Genomic DNA, 22,763 nt, shown 5'->3' on the forward strand with positions numbered 1-22,763 from the left:
GCGCTGTGGGAAATGAAACCGATGGTATGCGCTCAGACTGATGTGGAGCGCCGGCACCGCTTGCCCTATGGGCGCGCGGTGCCAGGCCCAAGGTCTGTGCCCTTGCATCTGTGATGCATGGGCAGGGCGCGGGAGCCCGCCGAGGTGTCAAAGTTGCACCACAAGGCGCAAAAGCTTTTCCTTGCGCATGGGCGCAACCGGCTTATGCTGCAGGGCAAATGAAAGGTGCTGCAGTGCAGAAACGAGCGCAAGCCGAATTGTCCAAAGACCCGCATACGACGCTGATCACTGCGACAGCGCCTGTCGCAGCCAATACCCATGGGGGCCGGGCAAAATGTCTGCAACGGCTGGTCCGGCTGGATCTGCCGGTGCCGCGCACTGTTGCTTTGTCATTTGACACGGTGCACCGGATTGCCGAGGGCGAGATGCCCGATATCGCAGAAATCCTCTCGCAGTTTCCCGAAAACGCCTTGCTGTGCGTGCGCCCGTCTTCGGAAGACCCCGATTGGGGCGGTCCCGGTGCCATTTTGAACATTGGCATGAACGACGCTCGCTACGTTGATTTCTGCGAGGCGCTGGGGGCCGAGGCCGCAGCGGCCCTGTATCTGCGGTTCGTCCAATCCTATGCCGTGCATGTGGCGCGCCTGGATCCGGATGAATTCGAACATGTGGCCGATGACGGACCCGAAGCATTGTCCGAAATCCTGCATGCCTATGAAATGGAAACGGATGAAGCCTTTCCACAGGATCCTGCGGAGCATCTGGCAGCGGTGTTGCGATCGATGGCCCGTGCGTGGGAAGGCACCTCGGCGCGTCTGCTGCGCCAGGCCAAGGGGGCTCCGGCGGATGCCGGTTTGGGGTTGGTCGTACAGGAGATGATTCCTGGAGTTGGACAGGGCGAATGCGGATCGGGCGTCTTGCAACTGGTCGATCCGACCACTGGGGTGCCCAAGATTGTTGGACGCTACCTGAGCCAGTCACAGGGGCGTGACGCTCTGGGGGCCGGGGCCAGTGCGCTTTATCTCGAAACCGACGACCGCGGACCGGCGCTCCAGGATCTTGCACCCAAGGCTTTTGACGACCTCAAGGCCCACGCCGCCCTGATGCGGACCAAGCTGCGCGAGGAAATGCAGGTCGAATTTGTCATAGAAAGCGGCCGGGTCCATATTCTGGACGGGGTTCGTGTCGCGCGCGCATCGCGGGCGGCACTGCGGATCGCCGTCAGCCTGGCGCAGGACGGCATTATCAGCCCCCAGGAAGCCGTCATGCGCATCGACCCGCACGCGGTCAGCGAATTGCTGCACCGTCAGGTCGATCCGGAGGCACCTCGGGATGTGATTGGCACAGGAATCGCCGCCAGCCCGGGCGCTGCGACGGGGCGATTGGTCTTCACGTCGGCCGAGGCACAGGCCAGCGCATCCCGACGCGAACCCTGCATTCTGGTGCGGCGTGAAACCTCTCCCGAAGACATTCGCGGTATGCATGCCGCTGCCGGGGTGCTGACAGAACGGGGGGGCATGACCAGTCACGCGGCGGTGATCGGGCGCGGTCTGGGGCTGCCCTGTATTGTCGGGGCCTCTTCGATGGTCTTCAATAGCAAGACGAAAAAGGTTACTGCGCCGGATGGCCGAGTGTTTGCGGCTGGAGATGTGGTCACGATTGATGGCAGTTCTGGTCAGGTGCTCGCCGGGGAGCCGCCGATGCTCGAGGCGGCGCTGGATGACGCGTTTCAGACTTTGATGGGATGGGCCGATGCCGAACGCGACATTGGCATTCGGGCCAACGCAGATACGCCAGCTGACGCCCAAACTGCCCGGAATTTCAATGCACAGGGCATCGGGCTGTGCCGAACCGAACATATGTTCTTTGATCCCGGCCGTTTGACCGTGATGCGGGAAATGATCTTTGCCCAGACCAGCAATGGCCGCCAGGCTGTGCTGGCGCGTCTCTTGCCCATGCAACGCGATGATTTTGTTCAACTTTTCCGTATCATGCAAGGCCAGCCGGTGTGTATCCGCCTGTTTGATCCGCCGTTGCACGAATTCCTGCCAGGCACCCGCGGAGGCCAGCGTGAATTGGCCGAGGCCCTGGATATTCCGGTTTCGGATGTCACCCGCCGGGTGGAGGAAATGAAGGAGTATAATCCGATGCTGGGTCTGCGCGGTGTGCGGCTCGGTGTTACGGTGCCCGAAATCTATGACATGCAGGCGCGCGCCATTTTCGAAGCCACATTGGAAGCCTCCCATGACGGTGACCCGGTGGTGCCCGAAGTGATGATCCCATTGGTGTCGGCGCGGCGCGAGGTTGAATTGGTCAAGACCCGGATTGATGCGGTCGCAGCGGCGGTCAAAAGCGAACGGGGGTTGGATTTCGATTATCGTCTGGGCGTGATGGTGGAAACGCCACGGGCCGCCTTGCGCGCGGCAGAAATCGCACCTCACACGGCGTTTCTCAGCTTTGGAACCAATGACTTGACGCAGATGACTTATGGTCTGTCACGCGATGATGCGGGACGCTTTATGTCGGATTACGTCAACCAGGGGGTTTTCCCCGAGGACCCGTTTCATGTGCTGGATACAGAAGGTGTGGGCGAGCTGTTGCAATTGGGGGCCGAACGGGCGCGCGAAGCCAACCCGGATCTGACGCTGTCAATCTGTGGCGAACATGGCGGCAACCCCGAATCAATCGCCTTTTGTCGACAGACCCAATTCGACTATGTATCCTGTTCTCCCTTCCGGGTGCCCGTGGCGCGACTTGCTGCCGCACAGCTGGCAATCTCCGACAAGATCGGCGACGCCTGACCACCGAATTCCGCCAGATATAGTGATCCAGCCTAGGTTTTTCTCGGGTGCAACAGCCCAGGCGGAAGCCTGGGTGATCCATGTAACGGCTAGAATTTGCGCTAAACTGGACTTTTTCCCACCGTTGCTATAGATGGCCCGCAGCGTTCGTTTCTGGGGAGGACCGAGCGTGACAGTCTTGTTGTGGGGTTGACCGGAATGAAACGACTATGTGCTGCCACCCTGGCGCTGGCTTTTGCCGCGCTTCCAGCCTCTGTGAGCGCAGAGGCGGGGCTAGATACCCTGGTGAAACAGGAACGCAAGAATCTGCAAAATGTACCGGGCGGGAAATTGCGCAAACTGTTGACGTTCAATGGGAAACCCAAGGCACCCGAAATTCCGCTGCAATATACGCGAACCTGGGTGGATGCACAGCCGGCACCCGAAGGTGACGCGAATTATGCCTGTCTGGCCGAGGCGCTGTATTTCGAAGCCCGCGGCGAAACCGTCAAAGGTCAATTCGCTGTCGCCGAAGTGATCATGAACCGGGTCAAAAGCGACAAGTTCCCCAATTCCTTGTGCAGTGTAATCCGGCAGGGAACAGGGCGTAAATATCAGTGCCAGTTCACCTATACCTGTGATGGGCACAAGGAAGTCATCGCGGAGAAACAGGCGTATATGCGCGTCTCCAAAGTCGCCCGTGCGGTGATTGATGGTGTCGGCAGCGATCTGGTTGATGGTGCCACATATTACCACACCACGGCGGTTCGCCCCCGGTGGTCCAAAACGTTCAAAAGGACCGCCCAGATCGGGGTTCACCTGTTCTATCGCCCCAACTATCGCACCGCATCCTCCGAATGACTTGATCCGCCGAATTGCGGCGTGGATTTCCGACGTTTTCAGAGACTGGCATGGCGTTTGCGAGAGTGTTAAAGCTGCGCGCACAGCCTAGGCTGTTGGTTCTTCCATTGTTGCTGCCAAAGGTGCGCGCCCATGAACTCTGAAATCTCCCACGCGTTTGGGCATCCCGCTGACCGTTCTGTTGCGACAGCAAGCGATGGCCCGTTGGACCGGATCTCTTTGCGTGATCACCTGGTCGAAGTTGAGATCGGCGCATTTCAGGCCGAACGCGGCACCACCCAGCGGATCAGTTTCAATGTGGTGGTCGAGGTTACCCCGCTGCCGGATGATGTCGATGACGATGTGGATCGCATCCTGTCCTATGATCGTGTCACCGAGGCGATCGCCCATGAGTTGGCCGCCGAACGCCTGAATCTGCTGGAGACTCTGGCCGAACGGGTTGCCGATCGGATCCTGTTGGAACCGCAGGCCATCCGCGTCTTTGTGCGGATCGAAAAGCTGGACCGGGGCAATGGTGATCTGGGGGTCGAGATCGTGCGATCCGGCGATCCAATGGGCAAAGGGGTGAACCAAACCGACGTGCCGCATCCCCGGTTGATGTTTCTGTCCAATGCAGGGATCGACAGCCCGCTTCTGGGTGGTTGGATTGACCAGATGGCATCACGTGACCACCCGTTGATCCTGTGTGTCGGGGCGCATCCATTGGCGGTGCCCCATACCGGACACAAGATGACCCAACAGCGGATCGACCTGCTGGCCATCGAACAGAATGCCTGGCGGCTGGCAGCACGGGATCCGCGGTGCGTTGTGGTTGCCACCCGGACCGAGCTGGATTGGGCGATGAAAAACGGTCAAATCTGTGTCTGGGCCCCGTCCAAGATCGTGTTGGATGCCGTCGAAGGGCCCTCGGCTGCTCCCTCCGAACCGGTGGCCCTGGCGGCCTGGTTTGCTGCGACATTCGCGGGGGACGAAATGTTGGTTGTCGATCAGGCGCTGCCCGAAAATCCGGGCGTGCCATTGCGCGCCATAGGGCTGGAGCAGGTGACACTGTGAGCTATTTCCGCCCTCTCGTTCAATCGGGAGAGATCCGCCCCGACACCGCCGTGACACTGGCCGGGATGCCGCATTTGTGGTTCACTCATGTCGAGATCATGCAGCGAAACGCTGGCTCCGAGATTGTGACCGTTGAGGCCGTTCCTGGCGATGTCCTGGCCCGCCTGTCTGCACCACGAGAACCCATTGCCGGGCTGGATATGGGACAGGCCCAGATCATGGGGATCCTCAATGTGACTCCCGACAGTTTTTCGGATGGTGGGCGCCACAATGAGCTGACTGATGCCACTGCTGCGGCCTTGCAAATGGCACAGGACGGGGCGTCGATCATCGACATTGGCGGCGAATCCACGCGTCCTGGAGCCGATTTTATTGAAATCCCCGACGAGATTGAGCGCACAGTGCCGGTGATCGGGGCGATCCGCGCCAAAAGCACGGTGCAGATCTCGATCGACACCCGCAAGGCTGCGGTGGGGCAGGCTGCGTTGAATGTGGGCGCGAACCTGATCAATGATGTGGCCGGGTTTACGTTTGACCCTGAATTGGGATCGGTAGCGGCCAGGGCGGGGGTGCCGGTTTGCGTCATGCATGCGCAGGGTGATCCCAAGACCATGCAGAACGACCCGCAATACGATCATGTGGTCTTGGATGTTTATGATTTTCTCCAGGAGCGGATCGCGTATCTGGAATCCCTGGGGGTTGCCCGGACCCAGATCGTGACGGATCCGGGGATCGGGTTTGGCAAAACGCTGGAGCACAATCTGAGCATTCTGAGAAATATTTCGTTGTTTCACGCGCTTGGCTGTCCCATTTTGCTAGGGGCTTCGCGCAAGCGGTTTATCGGAACCATCGGCAAGGCTCCGCTTGCAGATGACCGGGCACCTGGGTCCATCGCCGTAGGGCTTGCAGCCTTGGCGCAGGGGGTGCAAATTCTGAGAGTACACGACGTTGGCGAGACAGCACAGGCAGTGCGCCTGTGGCAGGCCGCGCGATAAGGGGTATTCATGAGAAAATTGTTTGGAACCGATGGGGTCCGTGGAACAGCGAATACCCACCCCATGACGGCGGATATGGCTTTGCGGATCGGCGCCGCGGTCGGGCGGTATTTCCGCCGCGATGCCTCTGGCGTGCATCGGGTGGTGATTGGCAAGGACACACGGCTGTCCGGCTATATGTTCGAAAGCGCGCTGACGGCCGGGTTGACGTCGACCGGCATGAACGTGCTGTTGCTGGGGCCGGTTCCGACCCCTGCGGTGGGGTTGATGACCCGGTCGATGCGGGCCGATCTGGGCGTAATGATCTCTGCCAGCCACAATCCGGCCGAAGACAATGGGATCAAATTTTTTGGACCCGACGGGTTCAAATTGTCGGACCAGGACGAAATTGAGCTGGAAAAGCTGATCGACAGCGGGGTCGATCTGGCACGTGCTGGACATATTGGGCGCGCCAAACGGATTGACGATGCGCGTTTCCGCTATGGTGAACGGGTCAAAAGTTCGTTGCCGCGCGGCATTCGCCTGGACGGGTTAAAGGTTGTGATTGACTGTGCCAACGGGGCCGCTCACCGCACCGCGCCGGAAATCCTGTGGGAACTGGGTGCCGAAGTGATTCCGATCGGGGTGTCGCCGGACGGGTTGAACATCAACGCCAAATGCGGATCGACCAAACCGCGTTTGGCAACGGAAACGGTTGTGGCCCATGGGGCGCATGTCGGGATCTGTCTGGATGGCGATGCGGATCGGGTTATCGTGATTGATGAAACTGGCACTGTTGCGGACGGGGATCAGCTGATGGCGTTGCTGGCGTCGCAATGGGCGGAAGATGATCGGTTGGCCGGAAACTCTCTGGTGGCGACGGTGATGTCCAATCTTGGGCTCGAGCGGTTCTTGAACGACAAGGGATTGAACCTGGAACGTACGTCTGTTGGGGACCGCTATGTGGTCGAACGGATGCGCGAGGGCGGTTTTAACCTGGGGGGCGAGCAATCCGGGCACATCGTCATGACCGATCATGCCACCACCGGGGATGGACTGATGGCGGGGTTGCATTTCCTTGCTGCGATGGTGCAGTCGGGCAAAAAGGCCAGTGAACTGGCTCAGCAATTCACTCCGGTACCACAGTTGTTGAAGAACGTGAGGTTCTCCAATGGCCAGACACCATTGGAGCTGGATGTGGTGCAAAGCGCCATCCATCAGGCAGAGATTGCGCTGACTGGGAAAGGGCGCCTGTTGATCCGTAAGTCGGGAACCGAACCTTTGATCCGGGTGATGGCAGAATGTGAAGATGCGTCATTGCTGAACCAAACCGTGGACAGCGTGGTGAACGCTGTGGCGGACGCCGTTTCGGGCTGAGATCGAATGGCGCGTGTCGCTGTTGGGTCGGATTTGGCGCAGGTACCGCGGTTCGGCGTTATGCGCGCCGGAACAGGCGGGCCAAGGCACCAAATTGGCTGAGCGCCAAACCGATCAGGATCAGCCCCAAGGCCCAGATCAGACTGCCGGGCAGGGGTTCGTTCAGGATCAAAGCGCCCAGCAGGATCGACCACATGGGGACCTGATAATTTACCAGGCTCATAAAAACCGGTCCGGCTGTGCGCACCAGTGTGACCCGTATCAGGTTCGCGCCCGCTGTGGGCACAAGGCCCAAAAACAGGACAGCCCACAGAGTTTCAGACGAAGGCATTGGCGGAATTCCTTCTTGGATCAGTGCCGCAGGCAGAACGACAACCGCCCCGATCAACAGAAGCACGGCGGTCAAACCGACGGAGTCCACGGCCGGTAACCGCCGCATCATAACCGAACTGAGCGCATAGCATCCGGCCGCGGAAACACAGGCCAGGCGTCCGGCGAGCTCCATGTCTGCACCGCTGGAGTGGAAGGCCTGTCCCCCGATCAACAGGGAAACGCCCCCAAACCCGATGGCGGATCCGATGGTTCGGCGCAGGGTCAGCCGTTCACCCGGAATCAGGAAATGGGAAAGCGGCAGCACCATCAAAGCCACGGACGCCATCGAAACGCCTGCAAATCCCGACGTTACATACTGTTGCCCCCAGCTGAGCAAGATGAACGGAAGAGCCGAGCTGAGCAATCCGATGACCCACAGCGAAATCTTTTGCGATGTACGCAAGGGTTCCGCAAACAGCCGCCCTCCGCGCCATTGCCAGAATGCACAGGTCAGCACCGCAGCAAAAACAATCCGGCAGGCAGCAACCCAGAATGGAGGCAGCCCCCTCAGCGCGATTTCGATGACCAAAAATGTTCCTCCCCAGGTCACACCCAGGATCAACAACATGATCCAGCTTTTGGATGTGATTTCGGGCGTTTGGGACATCGGGTTTCCAACCTGTTCGGGGCCTACTGCTTGGCTGACCTTTTGGGGGTGGTCAATGGAGATCACGTTGCTGTCTGGCGACGAACGGGAAAACCTTGCGGCATCTGGTTGGGCTGGATAGTTTTCAGAACCGGATTGAATGGAAAAGGTTTGATAGATGAAAATTTCAAAACTGGTTTTGGCCACAATGTGCACGTTGGGTGTTTCGGCTGGCGCGTGTCTGGCAGAGATGCAGGTCGCGCTGAAAGGCGGCTGGAATGGCAAGACGATTCCTGCGGGTCAGCATTGTGGATTTCAGGGCGGCAAGGGAATGAGCCCGCCGATGAGCGTCAGCAACCTGCCCGGAGGAACGGTCTGGGTCTATATTGAATTCAACGATCGGGATTATCGTCCATTGTCGCGCAAGGGCGGGCATGGGGTGATCGGTTACCCCGCCAAAGGATCCAAGGCCAATGTTGTGTCCGTGCCTGAAAAAAGCGAGAAACTGCCCGGCGGAGCCAAGGTGATCAAACCCGCACGGTCCAGTGGCCAATACGCATCCAAAGGATATTTGGCACCCTGTTCCGGGGGCAAGGGCAACCGATATTTTGCAGACGTCAAAGCGATATCAGCCCAGGGAAAGGTATTGGAGACGGCCCAGATCGAACTGGGGCGGTATTGACGCTGAACAAAAAAGAGCGCCCCAGACGGGGCGCTCCGAGATAGGCGAACTAGTCCTGTGTGAGGCTTAGTTCTTTTCTTTGTCGACCATTTTGCCAGCAGAAATCCACGGCATCATGCCGCGCAGTTTCGCACCGGTTTCTTCGATCATGTGTTCGTCATTGGCACGACGCGATGCTTTGATGGTCGGCTGACCAACGGCATTTTCCAACATGAAGTCGCGGACGAATTTACCCTGCTGGATGTCGTTCAGGACTTCCTTCATGCGGGCCTTTGTTTCGTCGTACTTCAGGATGCGCGGGCCGGTCACGTACTGGCCGTATTCGGCAGTGTTCGAGATCGAGTAATCCATGTTGGCGATGCCGCCTTCATAGATCAGGTCAACGATCAGCTTCACTTCGTGCAGACATTCGAAATAGGCCATTTCCGGTGCGTAACCGGCTTCGACCAGGGTTTCGAAACCGCAACGGATCAGTTCGACCAAACCGCCGCACAGAACAGCCTGTTCGCCGAACAGGTCGGTTTCGCATTCTTCGCGGAAGTTGGTTTCAATGATGCCGGAACGACCGCCACCGATGGCCGAGCAATAGGACAAGCCGATTTCCAGCGCTTTGCCGGATGCATCGTGGTCCACAGCCACCAGGCAGGGCACGCCGCCGCCTTTGGTGTATTCGCCGCGCACGGTGTGGCCGGGGCCTTTGGGGGCCATCATGATGACGTCGATGCCTTCTTTGGGCTCGATCAGGCCAAAGTGCACGTTCAGGCCGTGGGCGAATGCGATGGCAGAGCCTGGCTTGATGTTGTCGTGGACGTATTTTTTGTAAGTTTCAGCCTGCAGTTCGTCGGGCATGGTGAACATGATCACGTCACACCAGGCTGCCGCTTCGGCGATACCCATGACGGTCAGACCTTCGCCTTCGGCTTTCTTGGCCGAGGCCGAGCCTTCGCGCAGGGCGACGACCAGGTTTTTCGCGCCGCTGTCGCGCAGGTTCAGCGCGTGGGCGTGACCCTGCGAGCCATAGCCCAGGATGGCGACTTTCTTGTCTTTGATCAGGTTGATATCGCAATCGCGATCGTAATAAACGCGCATGTTTCACGTCCCTTTGTTTGTGTCTGGCGGCGATCATAGGGTGTGTTTCGGGGAAATCGACCTGAATTCCGCATGAATATTCTGAATTTTGTGACATTTTCATTCGCCAAAATTTAATATAGCGTGAATTTCATGCTGGATGATCTCGACAGACGAATTCTGCGCCACATGCAGGCGGACCCGACACTCTCGTCGCCTGACATGGCGGACCGTCTGGGGCTGACGGTTTCCCGCCTGTCCCGCCGATTGGACAAGCTGTCCGAAACAGGTGTCTTGCGGGGGCAGCGCGCGGTGATCAACTGGCAGGCGCTGGGATATGCGGTCGAGGTATCGTTGCGGGTGACGCTGGACAAGACCCAGACCCGGGCTTTTGACGACTTTATCATAGCAGCGCGTGATATTGCCGAAGTGATAGAGATCCAGACCTTTCTGGGGCGTGTCGATGTGCGGCTGTCGGTGATCGCGCGCGACATGGCACATTACCAACAGATCTATCGTACCCGCATCCTGACGCTGCCCCATATTGCGGATATCGAAGCGTTGATGTTGGTCAGCCGTGTGAAATCCGACGAAAGCCTGCCTCTATGATGGACCTGGACGACATCGACCACGCCCTGTTGGGGGCCTTGGCACAGGATGCCACGCAATCCGCAGGCGCTTTGGGGCGTCGGTATGGGCTCAGCCAGCCCGCAACCTGGCGACGAATTCGCAGGTTGACCGAGGCCGGGATTATTGCCGGACGCAGGCTGGATCTGGACCGGGAGAAGCTGGGGTTTGGCGTGACCGTCTTTCTGGGGATCAAGCTCGCCACCAAGGGCCGGGTGAGTCTCGAAGATTTTGAACGCGCGGTGTCTGCCATCCCCGAGGTGCAGACGGTGGAACATGTGTTGGGCATGTACGACTACCGCCTGCGCGTCACTGCCCGCGATATCGCCGATTTCGAACGGGTTCTGCGGCGCAGGGTCATGACATTGCCCGGGGTCGGGGATGTGGAGGCGAATGTGCTGCTCTCCGAAGAACGTCGCCCGGGCCCTTTGGGATAACCTCTGTCAGGCACCGGCGGAAACCTTTTGCGCCGATGCGAAACGATTTGGCGCAAAAGACGCATAACCTTGTCGTCTATGGGCTGTCTTTTGATAGGGTGCCTCGCCAGTATCCCGAATTGAACAGGCCCGGGTACGGCCTGCATGCAAAAGTAGACTTTGCCAATATGGTCGCGGAGCGCTAGCCGTTTGGCAGAAGAAAAACAGGGAGAGCCAGATGGCACTTTTGAACACGGTGGACCCGACAGGGTTGGATGAATTCTCGGTGGTTTTCACTGACCGGTCACTGAACCACATGTCCAAGACCTTTCAACAGGTTATGCTGGACATCGATGCCATGCTGAAAGAGGTGTATAACGCCAAGGCCACAGCCGTGATCCCCGGTGGTGGCACCTACGCGATGGAGGCTGTCGCCCGTCAATTCGCGCGCGGTGCCAATGCGCTGGTGGTGCGCAACGGGTGGTTTTCCTATCGCTGGAGCCAGATTTTCGAATCCGGTGGGCTAACGGCCTCGGCCACGGTGATGAAGGCGCGCCAGACCGGCAATTCGACGCCATCACCGTTCACGCCTGCACCGATTGACGAAGTCGTCGCGGCGATCCGTGAGCAGAAACCAGACGTGGTGTTTGCGCCGCATGTGGAAACCGCTGCCGGCGTGATCCTGCCCGACGACTATGTGACCGCGATGGCGTCGGCCGCCCACGACGTTGGCGCGTTGATGGTGCTGGACTGTATCGCCAGCGGGTGTGCCTGGATCGACATGGAAGCCACTGGTGTCGATATCTTGATCTCGGCCCCGCAAAAAGGCTGGAGCGCATCGCCCTGCGCGGGTTTGGTGATGTTCTCCGATCGCGCACTTGCGCGGCTCGAGGAAACCACCTCGGACAGCTTCGCGATCAACCTGAAACAGTGGCGCACGATCATGAAGGCCTATGAGGACGGTGGCCACGCCTATCATGCCACCATGCCGACGGATGCGCTGCGCGACTTCCGCGATACCATGTTGGAAACTCGCGAATATGGGTTCACTAAACTGCGTGATGCGCAATGGGCCTTGGGCAATGGCGTGCGGGCGATGTTGGCGGACAAGGGCGTGACCTCGGTCGCGGCCGATGGGTTTGGCGCGCCGGGTGTGGTGGTCAGCTATACCGGCGATCCCGAAATCCAGAACGGCAAGAAATTTGGTGCTTTGGGTATGCAGATCGCTGCGGGCGTGCCGCTGCAATGCGACGAACCTGCGGATTTCCGTACCTTCCGCCTCGGGCTGTTCGGGCTCGACAAACTCTATGATGTCGATGCCACGATCGCGCGTCTGCAGGGGGCGATTGATCAGGTTCTCTGATCTGCGGCTTCTTTCTGGTGAAAAATACCTCCGCCGGAGGCACCGGCTTTCCCATCGGGAAAGCCGGTTTTCTTACGTCACGCCCAGACCCATCTGCATCAATGTCTTGCGCACCGGGGCCAATGAATACAGCGCGTTCAATCCCATGGCACGGGCATCCCGCAAGGGCCGCGCTTCCAGCATGGATGTGCGGTTCAGAAGGTCGATCCCCTTGACCCGCAACTGGATCTCATTGTGTCTGGCTTTGTGATACGCCTCTAACATCTGCACGTCTCCCAAACCTTCGGGGCGGTCCTGTGCCAGCTTCAAGAGTGTTCGCAGATCGCCCAGCGACATGTTCAACCCCTGCGCCCCGATCGGAGGCACCACATGTGCAGCCTCCGCCATCAGGGCCAGTCGCTCGCCGTTTAACCGGTCCGCCGACTGACTGATGATCGGCCAGATGGTCCGACGGGATGCCAGCTTCAGATCGCCGAACAGGCCACAACTGCGTTCGGTCATCGCGGCCTCAAAGTCTGCGACCTCCAGATCAAACAGCTCCTGAGCACGCGGTCCCCGCTCCATCCAGACAATCGCCGAAGACGGCTGACCCTGATAATCGGGGAGCGGAACCAAAGTGAAGGGCCCGCCCGAGCGGTGAATTTCGGTCGATACATTCTGATGCGCAATCGGGTGCGTGCTGGCAAAGGCCAGTGCCTTTTGCCCATATCGGGTGGTTTTGACAGTGATCCCGGCCGCCTCCCGCATGGGAGAGCCGCGCCCGTCACAGGCCACCACAAGTTTGCAGGTGACTCGGTTGCCGTCGCTCAGCCCGACGCGGGCCTGCGCGGTGCGGGTAAACAGCGAACGAGTGCCGATGCCGGGGCGGAATTCGACATTGGGCAGGTCTGCCAGACGTGCGACCATCTCGCGTCGCAACAGCCAGTTGGGCAGGTTCCATCCAAATGGCTGGTCCGAAATGTCGGCGGCGTTGAAATCCTTGATCACGCGGGGGGCGGGTGTATCGCCACCCGCATCCACAATCCGCATGACCTGGAGCGGGGCTGCGTGGTCCTTCAGCCGCGCCCACAGGCCGCAGTCTTCGAGCAATGCCTTGGCTGGCTGCAAAAAGGCAGTGGTTCGCATGTCCGATCCGGCCACGTCGCGTTCGGTGACGGGCGCTGTGGGATCCACACAGACCACGGTAAAGCCGGCCGCGCCAAAGGCCGCTGCCGCTGTCAGCCCGGCAATTCCACCGCCGGAAACCAGTATGTCACATGTTGTGTCGGCCATGATCTGTGCCCTTTTTGCTCTTGTGATTGATCTAGGCCTCTGAACCGGGGAATGGCAAGTGACATCCGGTCACGGGGGCTCAGGTCACGATCTTGCGCAGGAATCCGGTCAGGTCGTCTGTGTGGTGGTGGATGTGGTCGCCATCATGGCGGGCCGGGGCCACATGTACGGTGCGCATTCCCATGGAATGGGGCGCGGCCAGATTGCGTTGATCGTCTTCGAACATGGCGGCCCGCGTCGGGGTGATGCCCGCCTGGGTAAACACGGTGTCAAACGCCTGACGTTCCGGTTTGGGGCGATAGTCGGCGTGTTCGACGCCATAGATGCCATCAAACAGCCCGCTCAAACCACGGGCTTGCAACACGCGTTCCGCATAGGGGGCCGATCCGTTGGTATACACAATCTTGGTCCCTGGAAGGTCACGGATATAGGCGGCCAGATCCGGGTCAGGCTCCATATGCTCCATGGACACGTCGTGAACTTCGATCAGATAGGGGTCGGGATCGACGCCATGCTCGCGCATCAATCCCGCCAAAGTTGTGCCATAGGTGCGCCAATAATGATGGCGCAGGCGATCGGCCTCGGGCCGCCCGACGTTCAACTGTTCCATCACATATCCGGTCATCTTGACTTCGATCTGATCAAACAGCTGCATATGCGGTGGGTACAATGTGTGGTCCAGGTCAAAGACCCATTCCCCGACATGTGAAAAAGATGTTTTTACCATGCCCCGAGATGTAGGGCAGGGCCGGGGGCTTGGCAATCAAAGTGCCACCAAATCGCGCAAGGGAATTGTGTCAATCTGCAACCCAAGGCTTGATTGCCGACGGACCCGACCTGTAGACATGTCCAACCGATGACACGAGGACGCCATGAACAGCAGCCGCCCGACCCAGAAAGATGCCTATGCCCTGATCCTCGAAGCGATCGACGTCGGGGTCTACAAGCCCGGTGATCGGCTGGTGGAAAGCGATCTGGCCGAGCGGTTTGGCGTGTCTCGCACTCCGATCCGCGAGGCACTGCAGCGTCTGGAAACCCAGTCACTGTTGGAACGGGATGGCCGATCGCTGATCGTGGCCTCGCTGGACCACAACCAGATGGCCGAACTGTATATGGTGCGACGGGAATTGGAGGGGCTGGCCGCGCGGCTTGCCGCCCGACATGCGACCGAAGAAGAGGTCAAGGTGCTCAGGGAGATGGTGGAGACCGACAATGCACTGGTCGGCAATCCGACCGAATTGGCCAAGGCCAACCGCCGGTTCCATGAGCAGATCCACCTGGCGTCGCACAACCGGTATCTGGTGCAGCAACTGGATCTTGTGCACCGCACCATGGCGTTGATGGCAACCACGTCATTGGCGGCAGAGGGGCGGGGCGAAATTGCCCAGAATGAACACGACGGGATCGTAGCGGCCATTGCCGCGCGCGATGAAGACGCGGCGGCCGAGGCGCTCAAGGAACATATCTCTGTCGCCTTCATGACCCGGTTGAAACAGGATGCGAAAAAGCGGATCAAAAGCTGATCAGATCGTTTCGCATTCGGATCCTGCATGACCGTGTTCGGTTTTGTCCCAGAAGAACGGGCACCAGATCAGTTCGTATAGCGCCTTGTACGCCGCAAAGACCCCCAGCGGAAAATAGGCCATGATGGTCAGAACCCAAGGGATCAGATAGCGGCGATTTGACGATGAAACGGCTGTCATGCCGATCCCGATCGCCAGCACTTCGAACAGCATCAAGACGCCGGTGCCAAAGTTCAGAACATGCGGGGGCAACATGTCGGCGGCAGGATGGGGCAGGCCCAGCAGGATCAGCCAGAAGGACCACAACAGCGGGGCGAGCAGGAATTGTCCCAATGTGCCAAGAAAAAACGCCTGAAATCCCAGAAACCGTTTCAGCCCCAGATCTTGCCACAGCTCGATCGGGTTTCGCATGTGCACCAGATAGGTGACCATGAATCCCTTGAGCCAACGTGAACGCTGTTTGACCCACGGCCAGGGGCGGCAATTGGCCTCTTCATAGGTGGCGGTTTCGATCAGCTCGGTCCGGTACCCGGCGCGGCACAGACGCACGCCCAGATCGGCGTCCTCGGTGACATTATGGGCATCCCACCCCCCCAGTTGCTCCAGGATCTCGCGTTTGAAAAACAGCGTAGTGCCGCCCAGCGGAACCACGAGACCCAGGTGCGCAATGCCAGGAAGGACAATGCGGAACCAGCTGGAGTATTCGATGGTGAAACAGCGGCTGAGCCAGTTGGAGCGCGGATTGTAGTAGTCCAGAACCCCTTGCAGGCAAACGACGTCATCGTCGGCATGGGCAAATCGGTCGGCGACCATTTCCAATTGGTCCGGGGTCGGCGCATCTTCGGCATCCCAAACACCCACGATATCGCCGCGGCAGAAATCGAGGGCATAGTTCATGGCACGGGGTTTGGTGGTCAACCCATTGTGGGTGGGGACTTCGATGACCCGCATCCATGCTGGAAGATCGGTTTGGGCCAATGTGTCCCGGGTCACGTGGTCGTGCTCTTCCAGAACCAGGATCACGTCCAAAAGCGATTTGGGATAGGTCAGCCGGCTGAGGCGTTTGACCAGTGCGCGAGCAATGGCCTTCTCCTTGTAGAGCGGCACCAGCACCGAAATCTTGGGCAATCGTGCGTTTGACACAGGGGGCGGCGACACAGGTGCAGCAATGAACCCATGCGTCGCAAGATGCATGGCGAACCCGGCGGCTTTCAGCGAGGTGAACAGACACAGCGTAAAAATCGCCAGGATGCACCCTATGGTGAACAGCGTCAGAGGAAAGGCCCAGAACAAAACACCCATCAACAGCGGCAGGCACAGACCGACATAGCGATGCACCCGGCTATCCCAGGTGCGGCAGCTGTATTTTCCCGCAACCCGTGCACTGGCCGCCCGGGCCAGATCGGGCGTGAAATGCGAGGCAACAAAGGCGGCAATTTCCGTCTCGGTGGCGAGAACCGGGGCCACATCAGGGAAAACCGTTTCAAATTCGGGCAGCAGAGCGTCAAACCGGTCGGGCCTTGAGGTTGCGATCAACACCGTTGATCCCAGTCGCATCCAGGGCACAACACCGTGATGCAGCCAGAATTGCGCGGACTTTGTGGACAGCAGACGATCGTCGCCAGTGCGCGGATGCAAGGTCACCTGTTGAAGCCCGTGTTGCTGCGCCAGCGCGAACTGGATATCGCGGGCGTCAGCCCATCCTTCGGCAACCAACAGTTCCCCTATCGGTGCCCCAAGCCGCAATTGCATTTCCAAAGCGCGGATCAGCTGGTCCTGGCTGATGACGCCATTGTCGACCAGATATCGCCCCAGTGGCAACCGGGGCTGATCGGCCAGCTCCATCGGAGTAGGCCGTAAAAGCCGCAGATTTTGTTCACTCATGCCGTCAACCCAAGCCCTTTGCCCGAGAGTGGCCGAATCAGGGTTAACAGCGGGTTAAAGCATAAGGTCTTTCCCAGTTTCGGGGCGGGATTGACGGGAGGGGTACGCAAAACACCCGCCGGAGCGGGTGTTTGAGTTCATTCATGGTTGTTTGTCTTTGCCCACGCAGATTTGCGGGGGTCAGGCAGATTTGCGGGCGGCCATCGCTTCGGCAAAACGTTCGAACAGATAAAAGCTGTCCTGTGGGCCCGGGCTGGCTTCGGGATGGTGCTGGACCGAATACACAGGGCGATCAGCCATGCGGATGCCGCAGTTTGACCCATCAAATAGCGACGTATGCGTTTCGATCACACCATCGGGCAGGGTCTGAGCATCGACCGCAAACCCGTGGTTCATCGAGGTGATCTCGACCTTGCCGGTGTCGTGGTCCTTGACCGGGTGGTTGGCACCGTGATGGCCGTGGTTCATTTTGATCGTTTTGGCACCCAACGCCAGCGCCAGCATCTGATGACCCAGGCAGATGCCAAAGACCGGAATGTCGGTGTCGTTCAGGATTTCCTGGATCATCGGCACGGCGTATTCGCCTGTTGCAGCCGGATCGCCGGGGCCGTTGGACAGAAACACGCCATCGGGGTTGTGGGCCATTACCTCTGCCGCAGTGGCCGTGGCAGGCAATACGGTTACATCGCAACCTGCCGAGGCAAGACAGCGCAGAATGTTGCGCTTGGCACCATAATCAATGGCAACGACTTTGTGCGCGGGGGTCTCCTGGCGGGTATAGCCATCAGGCCAGGCCCACCGCATTTCATCCCAGCGATAAGATTGCGCACAGGTGACGTCCTTGGCCAGGTCCATACCTTCGAGACCGGGCCAGGCGCGGGCCGCGGCGACCAGCGCCTCGACATCAAAATTGCCGTCTGGATCGTGGGCCAATGCCACATGCGGAGCACCCTGTTGGCGGATCGCACGGGTCAGGCGGCGCGTATCCACGCCCCCAATGGCGATACGTCCGGTGCGCTCCAGCCAGGACTTGAGCTCTTCGGTGGTACGCCAGTTCGAAGCCAGCGTGGGATCCCATTTCACAACCATGCCGGCGGCAACCGGGTCCGCGGTTTCATCGTCATCGGGGTTCACACCCACATTGCCGATGTGCGGAAAGGTAAAGGTGACGATCTGCCCGGCATAGGAGGGGTCGGTCATGATTTCCTGATAGCCGGTCATTGCCGTGTTGAAGCATAGTTCGGCCACGGTCTGTCCTGTGGCGCCGAACCCGATGCCATAGAACACGGTACCGTCGGCGAGTGCCAGACATGCGGTGGGCTTGGGCGGTGCGGTCAGGGCCATTGCACGACTCTCCATGTGGGCTAAATTCATGGGCTTGTACGGGGCAGGGGCGCGCGGGTCAAGGCCATGGTTTTTTTGCTAGGTTGTTTGAAAACAATGACTTAGGGGAAATGGTGCATGGTTGTGTCAGCCAATTTGTTCCGGTATTGTTGGCAGTTCGAATATCCATGGGGATGGACAACTGAAAATGGACATGCGCACGCGGGTCAACACGGCCCTGAAACAGGCAATGAAAGACAAGGCCGCTCAGCGGTTGTCGACCTTGCGGCTGATCAATGCAGCAATCAAGGACAAGGACATTGCATCTCGTGGTGGCAACGATGAAAGCACCGGAGTTGGTGACGACGAAGTTCTTGCCATTCTGGACAAGATGACCAAACAGCGCCGCGAAAGCGCGCGCGCCTATGAAGAGGGCGGTCGCCTGGATTTGGCCGAACGCGAGCTTCAAGAGATTGGGGTAATTGAAGAATTTCTGCCCAAGCAATTGGATGACGACGAAGTCGAGGACGCCGTACGGGCAGCCGTGGCCAAGACCGGTGCCGGATCTATCCGCGACATGGGCAAGGTCATGGGAGAGCTGAAAAGCCGCTATACGGGTCAGATGGACTTTGGCAAAGTCGGCCCGATGGTCAAGGACCAGCTGTGTGCCGGTGGCGGTCAGGGCTGTTAACTGGCCCGATTTTCCCATGCATCACGGCATGAACCAAAGGAAGTCCGGGACCATTGGTTTCGCGGGCTTTCCGATGCCGGGGCGAACTGGACAGCCGTGCGATTCGATTCGACGGTTTGGGCCTGCACAGGCGGCCTCTCAGCTTCGAATGCGGTGTGAGAGCTCGTGATACAGGGCCTTGCGCTCGTCCTCGGACAAAAAGGCACCGATTTCGACCTCACGACCATTGCCGCGTAGTGTGATGTAATAGGGCACCGGGCCGCCCTGTTCATGCATTTCAACGGTGGTCCAATAGCGGTTGCAGGACCAATCCTGCACCGCTCCGTGTGGATTGTGGCGCTCCAGCCGCGCTTCTTGCGGGCCGAGTTCCAGGATTTCGAGGATCCTTTGGTCGTGGCGATTGCGATCCAGAGCGTACCACATTCCCAAGACCGCCAGCGTCAGAAAGGGCAACAACCCCCACAGAACGACAGTTCCCAGAAAGGGCAGGAGGGGGAGAGCAATCAACACCGCAGTCCCCAGAATGAACCACTTGTGCGCCTTGGGCGGCAGTGATTGGTGGGGCCACAGCTGCAACACCTGAAGCGGTTCGGTGGATGAGGTCGTGTTCCATTGATACGGCATCTTGGGGTGGTTCTAGCACGTGATGTACGGGTGTCGAGCCTTCTGATGGTCGGGGGATGTCCCAAGCCAGGCTGGCGATTGTGCACCCAGGGACCATTTGAGGCGACTGCAAACGAGGGGGCGTTGGTCGAGACCGGGATCAGAAGGCGTATTTCACAGCCAACTGCAGACGATCCGAATCAAAGGACGCCCCGTTTCCCTGCGTGCGGTTGACCGTAAAGTATTCGGCCATCAGCGTGGTGTTCTTGCGCAGCGTGAAGAACGCCGACAGGTGCATCGAAGTCAACCGATCCGTATCTGTTCCAAAGGCCTGATTGACGTTCATCCAGTCAACTGTTGCAGCCAGTTTGAGCTTGGGGTTGACCTGTTGGGTTACGGTCAATGCTGCCGAATTGACGCCCACGGCATTTCCGCCGATTGTCAGCGCATTTCCAGTCAGCCCAGCATTGATGATATCTGCAATGCCTTCGCCGGTTGTGACATTGGCCTTTACTTTGCCGCCTTGCCATAGCTCCAGAACCGTAGAGAAGTTCAGGCCCCAACCTTTGACCACAGCGCCGCTGATTGTCGTGTCCCGCCAAAGACCTGAAACCCGGACCATGCCGTTGTCCAACCCATGGCGCAGGGCCAGGGTATAGGCGACATCGCTTGTATTGCTCTTGTCCTGTTCGACCGAGGCAGAGAGGCTTGTACTGCCCCAGCCCTGATAGGTGTACCGGACCTGCGGCACCCGGGCTAACGGGTAGCCAAGGGATGTCTGCAAGTCGACAGTATCGGCAATGTTTTCGACGGACATGAAGTTGGTCCAGTTCTGGCCAATCATCACACCATACCAGTCGACATAGGCGTGCCTCAGGCGGAGCGAGTCGTTGGCGCCAAAGAAATCACCTTCGAACTTGGCAAAAAGATTGTCGGGTCCGCGAACGTCAAACCCGATGCGGGTGTCATTCAGCTGTTGCCGGTTATAGCTGCCCGGAGGCCCGCCGGCGGGTAGCCCGATGTTCTTGAGCCCGCTCGTCGTGCCACCAAGATCAAAGCCGTCGTCCCATATGGCGTCAGCCTTGATGTATCCATAGGGTGTGATCGTCACGCCATGTCCCAGATCCAGGGTGAGCGGAGAGCTGTCCTCTCCCAGCACGGCACCAGGTTCGAATGTCAGAAAAAGGGAGCTGGCTAAGACTGTTAATCGGCTCGACGTTTTCATTGTTTCCGCGCCCTCATCCATCACTAAATAGTTATTTGAATACCCCTAAATGGCCCCAAAATACACAGTTTGCGAAAAATGAAATTGGGGCTGTGTCAATTCTGATAAGGTCCCTTTTCTCGAAACGGATCGTGACCAACAAAAAAAAGGCCCCGCATTGCTGGGCCTTTTGTATTTCTTTGGTCAGAGCCGGATCAGTGTGCGGGGCTCTTGTCCCAATCTTCCTGCTTTGGCAGCTGCTCGAACGTGTGTTCGGGCGGCGGCGATGGCAGGGTCCATTCCAGCGTATCTGCGTATTCATTCCAATAGTTGTTTTCGGTGATACGGGCACCGCGCAGCAAGGCGTGGATGACGATACCAAAGAAAAGAATGAACGAAGCAAAGGCAATGAATGCACCGATCGAAGACACATAGTTCCACTGAGCAAAGGCTTCGGGATAGTCGATATAACGGCGCGGCATGCCCTGACGACCCAGGAAGTGCTGTGGGAAGAAGGTCAGGTTGGCACCGATAAAGAACAGCCAGAAGTGGATTTTGCCCCAGAATTCCGAATACTGACGACCGGTCATCTTGCCAAAGTAAAAGTACATCCCGGCAAAGATCGCAAAGACAGCACCCAACGACATCACATAGTGGAAGTGTGCAACCACATAGTAAGTGTCATGATAGGCGCGGTCGACGCCAGCCTGGCTCAGAACCACACCGGTCACACCACCTGCGGTGAAAACAACCAGGAAGCCAAAGGCGAACAGCATTGGGGTTTTGAACTCGACCGACCCGCCCCACATGGTGGCAATCCAGCTAAAGATCTTGACCCCTGTCGGAACCGCGATGACCATCGTGGCCAGCATAAAGTAGGCCTGTTGGTTCAGCGACATGCCGACGGTGTACATGTGGTGTGCCCACACGACAAAGCCCAACGCACCAATCGCGATGATCGCCCAGACCATTGGCAAATAACCAAAGACCGGCTTGCGCGAGAAGGTCGCAATGACGTGCGAGATGATGCCGAACCCGGGCAGGATCACGATGTAAACTTCGGGGTGACCAAAGAACCACAGGATGTGCTGATACAGGATCGGATCGCCGCCACCGGCAGGATCAAAGAAGGTAAAGCCAAAGTTGCGGTCCATCAGCAACATGGTGATTGCACCCGCCAGAACCGGCAACGACAGCAGAATCAGCCACGAAGTGACAAAGATCGACCAGCTGAACAGCGGCACCTTGAACAGGGTCATGCCCGGGGCACGCATGTTCAGGAAGGTGGTGATCATGTTGATCGCGCCCAGGATCGAAGAGGCACCCGAGACGTGAACCGCGAAAATCGCCAGGTCCATCGAGAAACCGCCTTCGTTGGTCGATAGCGGCGGGTACAGAACCCAGCCGACACCCGAACCCAACTGGTCATTGCCACCCGGAGCCAGGACCGAAGCCACGGCCAGCGAGGTGCCCGCAACATACAGCCAGAAGCTGAGGTTGTTCATCCGCGGGAACGCCATGTCCGGCGCACCGATCTGCAACGGCATGAAATAGTTGCCAAAACCGCCAAACAGGGCAGGGATGACCACAAAGAACATCATCAGGATGCCGTGCGCGGTGATCAGCACGTTCCACAGATGGCCATTGGGAGTACATTCAGCGGCAGATGCGAACAGACGCGCACCTTCCATACACATGTACTGTACGCCCGGGTCCATCAGTTCCAACCGCATGTAGACGGTGAAAGTGACCGAGATCAGGCCGACGATCGCCGAAACGATCAAATAAAGGATACCAATATCCTTGTGGTTGGTGCTCATGAACCAACGGGTAAAGAAACTCCGTTCGTCCTCGTGCCCGTGACCATGAATGGCTGCGTCTGCCATTTAGGTGCCTCCTGTTGCATGTCGAAAGGCACATCGGACCCCAGCAGGACCCAATGCGCCTAGATTCACATGAGTTTTAGAGTTTCAGGCGACCCGCTTCAATGGCCGAGTTTGATCTGGATCAAGATAAATTGCCGCGCCTGCTTGATGTGGAGACGGTCCGGCGAGATTCAAGGGGGGAAATCGGCAATTCTGATCCAGAGCGTTCGAGTTGCATG

The 22,763-nt window shown here is 58.6% G+C and carries 20 protein-coding genes; 11 read left to right on the forward strand and 9 right to left on the reverse strand.

All coding sequences use genetic code 11. The annotated features are described in order from the left end of the window. The first annotated feature begins 218 nt into the window (after window positions 1–218). The 5 genes from QEZ52_RS07715 to glmM all read left to right on the forward strand — a co-directional run bounded on the left by QEZ52_RS07715 (window position 219) and on the right by glmM (window position 7,045). The gene (locus tag QEZ52_RS07715; RefSeq protein WP_406649115.1) at window positions 219–2,801 is read left to right on the forward strand and encodes a putative PEP-binding protein; all 2,583 of its coding nucleotides are present in this window, start codon (window positions 219–221) and stop codon (window positions 2,799–2,801) included. A 198-nt stretch (window positions 2,802–2,999) separates the two neighbouring features. Then, window positions 3,000–3,641, forward strand: a complete 642-nt coding sequence (locus QEZ52_RS07720; protein ID WP_406649118.1) for a cell wall hydrolase — start codon at window positions 3,000–3,002, stop codon at window positions 3,639–3,641. 132 nt (window positions 3,642–3,773) lie between these two features. After that, complete coding sequence (locus tag QEZ52_RS07725) at window positions 3,774–4,694, forward strand: dihydroneopterin aldolase (RefSeq protein WP_406649121.1); 921 nt, start codon at window positions 3,774–3,776, stop codon at window positions 4,692–4,694. Beyond that, window positions 4,691–5,689 (forward strand): dihydropteroate synthase, encoded by a 999-nt coding sequence (gene folP / locus QEZ52_RS07730; RefSeq protein ID WP_406649125.1) that lies wholly within the window; start codon window positions 4,691–4,693, stop codon window positions 5,687–5,689. Before QEZ52_RS07725 ends, folP begins: the two co-directional genes overlap by 4 nt. Before the next feature lie 9 nt (window positions 5,690–5,698). Then, the gene (gene glmM / locus QEZ52_RS07735; RefSeq protein ID WP_406649128.1) at window positions 5,699–7,045 is read left to right on the forward strand and encodes a phosphoglucosamine mutase; all 1,347 of its coding nucleotides are present in this window, start codon (window positions 5,699–5,701) and stop codon (window positions 7,043–7,045) included. 58 nt (window positions 7,046–7,103) lie between these two features. Here the strand turns inward: glmM and QEZ52_RS07740 are convergent, their stop codons facing one another. After that, on the reverse strand, window positions 7,104–8,024 hold the full coding sequence (locus tag QEZ52_RS07740) for a DMT family transporter (protein WP_406649132.1): 921 nt from the start codon (window positions 8,022–8,024) through the stop codon (window positions 7,104–7,106). Between the two features lie 157 nt (window positions 8,025–8,181). On the opposite strand from QEZ52_RS07740, the gene QEZ52_RS07745 reads away from it, so the two are divergent. After that, window positions 8,182–8,685 (forward strand): hypothetical protein, encoded by a 504-nt coding sequence (locus tag QEZ52_RS07745; protein WP_406649135.1) that lies wholly within the window; start codon window positions 8,182–8,184, stop codon window positions 8,683–8,685. A gap of 66 nt (window positions 8,686–8,751) precedes the next feature. On the opposite strand, the gene ilvC is transcribed toward QEZ52_RS07745, so the two are convergent. Then, the gene (ilvC, locus tag QEZ52_RS07750; protein ID WP_406649137.1) at window positions 8,752–9,774 is read right to left on the reverse strand and encodes an NADP-dependent ketol-acid reductoisomerase; all 1,023 of its coding nucleotides are present in this window, start codon (window positions 9,772–9,774) and stop codon (window positions 8,752–8,754) included. A 132-nt stretch (window positions 9,775–9,906) separates the two neighbouring features. Here ilvC and QEZ52_RS07755 point away from each other — a divergent pair, with 132 nt between their 5' ends. From QEZ52_RS07755 to QEZ52_RS07765, 3 genes are all read left to right on the forward strand, one after another. Next, window positions 9,907–10,362, forward strand: coding sequence for an Lrp/AsnC family transcriptional regulator (locus QEZ52_RS07755; RefSeq protein WP_406649141.1), 456 nt, complete (start codon window positions 9,907–9,909; stop codon window positions 10,360–10,362). Next, window positions 10,359–10,817, forward strand: coding sequence for an Lrp/AsnC family transcriptional regulator (locus QEZ52_RS07760; protein WP_406649144.1), 459 nt, complete (start codon window positions 10,359–10,361; stop codon window positions 10,815–10,817). The genes QEZ52_RS07755 and QEZ52_RS07760 overlap by 4 nt, the downstream gene beginning before the upstream one ends. A gap of 217 nt (window positions 10,818–11,034) precedes the next feature. Beyond that, on the forward strand, window positions 11,035–12,159 hold the full coding sequence (locus tag QEZ52_RS07765) for an aminotransferase class V-fold PLP-dependent enzyme (protein WP_406649147.1): 1,125 nt from the start codon (window positions 11,035–11,037) through the stop codon (window positions 12,157–12,159). Between the two features lie 72 nt (window positions 12,160–12,231). Here QEZ52_RS07765 and QEZ52_RS07770 read toward each other — a convergent pair whose 3' ends face one another. Further along, entirely contained in the window at window positions 12,232–13,431 is a 1,200-nt protein-coding gene (locus QEZ52_RS07770; protein WP_406649150.1) for a UbiH/UbiF family hydroxylase, read from the reverse strand. A 79-nt stretch (window positions 13,432–13,510) separates the two neighbouring features. Then, window positions 13,511–14,158, reverse strand: coding sequence for a pyrimidine 5'-nucleotidase (locus tag QEZ52_RS07775; RefSeq protein WP_406649154.1), 648 nt, complete (start codon window positions 14,156–14,158; stop codon window positions 13,511–13,513). A 145-nt stretch (window positions 14,159–14,303) separates the two neighbouring features. Here QEZ52_RS07775 and QEZ52_RS07780 point away from each other — a divergent pair, with 145 nt between their 5' ends. Further along, a complete protein-coding gene (locus tag QEZ52_RS07780; protein WP_406649157.1) occupies window positions 14,304–14,954 on the forward strand; it encodes a GntR family transcriptional regulator in 651 nt (216 codons plus the stop codon). Here the strand turns inward: QEZ52_RS07780 and QEZ52_RS07785 are convergent, their stop codons facing one another. Together QEZ52_RS07785 and carA are read right to left on the reverse strand one after the other, a co-directional pair. After that, window positions 14,955–16,838 carry a glycosyltransferase gene (locus QEZ52_RS07785; protein ID WP_406649160.1) on the reverse strand — a complete coding sequence of 628 codons (1,884 nt, stop codon included), beginning with the start codon at window positions 16,836–16,838 and terminating at the stop codon, window positions 14,955–14,957. 180 nt (window positions 16,839–17,018) lie between these two features. Continuing rightward, window positions 17,019–18,182 carry a glutamine-hydrolyzing carbamoyl-phosphate synthase small subunit gene (carA, locus tag QEZ52_RS07790; protein WP_406649164.1) on the reverse strand — a complete coding sequence of 388 codons (1,164 nt, stop codon included), beginning with the start codon at window positions 18,180–18,182 and terminating at the stop codon, window positions 17,019–17,021. 187 nt (window positions 18,183–18,369) lie between these two features. Here carA and QEZ52_RS07795 point away from each other — a divergent pair, with 187 nt between their 5' ends. Then, window positions 18,370–18,852 (forward strand): GatB/YqeY domain-containing protein, encoded by a 483-nt coding sequence (locus QEZ52_RS07795; RefSeq protein ID WP_406649170.1) that lies wholly within the window; start codon window positions 18,370–18,372, stop codon window positions 18,850–18,852. Between the two features lie 138 nt (window positions 18,853–18,990). Here the strand turns inward: QEZ52_RS07795 and QEZ52_RS07800 are convergent, their stop codons facing one another. From QEZ52_RS07800 to ctaD, 3 genes are all read right to left on the reverse strand, one after another. Beyond that, on the reverse strand, window positions 18,991–19,476 hold the full coding sequence (locus QEZ52_RS07800) for a DUF2244 domain-containing protein (protein WP_406649173.1): 486 nt from the start codon (window positions 19,474–19,476) through the stop codon (window positions 18,991–18,993). Window positions 19,477–19,615: 139 nt separating this feature from the next. Continuing rightward, window positions 19,616–20,680 (reverse strand): porin, encoded by a 1,065-nt coding sequence (locus tag QEZ52_RS07805; protein ID WP_406649177.1) that lies wholly within the window; start codon window positions 20,678–20,680, stop codon window positions 19,616–19,618. 194 nt (window positions 20,681–20,874) lie between these two features. Then, entirely contained in the window at window positions 20,875–22,545 is a 1,671-nt protein-coding gene (gene ctaD / locus QEZ52_RS07810) for a cytochrome c oxidase subunit 1 (RefSeq protein WP_406649184.1), read from the reverse strand. Between the last annotated feature and the right edge of the window lie 218 nt (window positions 22,546–22,763).

This window comes from Aliisedimentitalea scapharcae (assembly GCF_045277565.1).
Taxonomy (GTDB): domain Bacteria; phylum Pseudomonadota; class Alphaproteobacteria; order Rhodobacterales; family Rhodobacteraceae; genus Aliisedimentitalea; species Aliisedimentitalea scapharcae.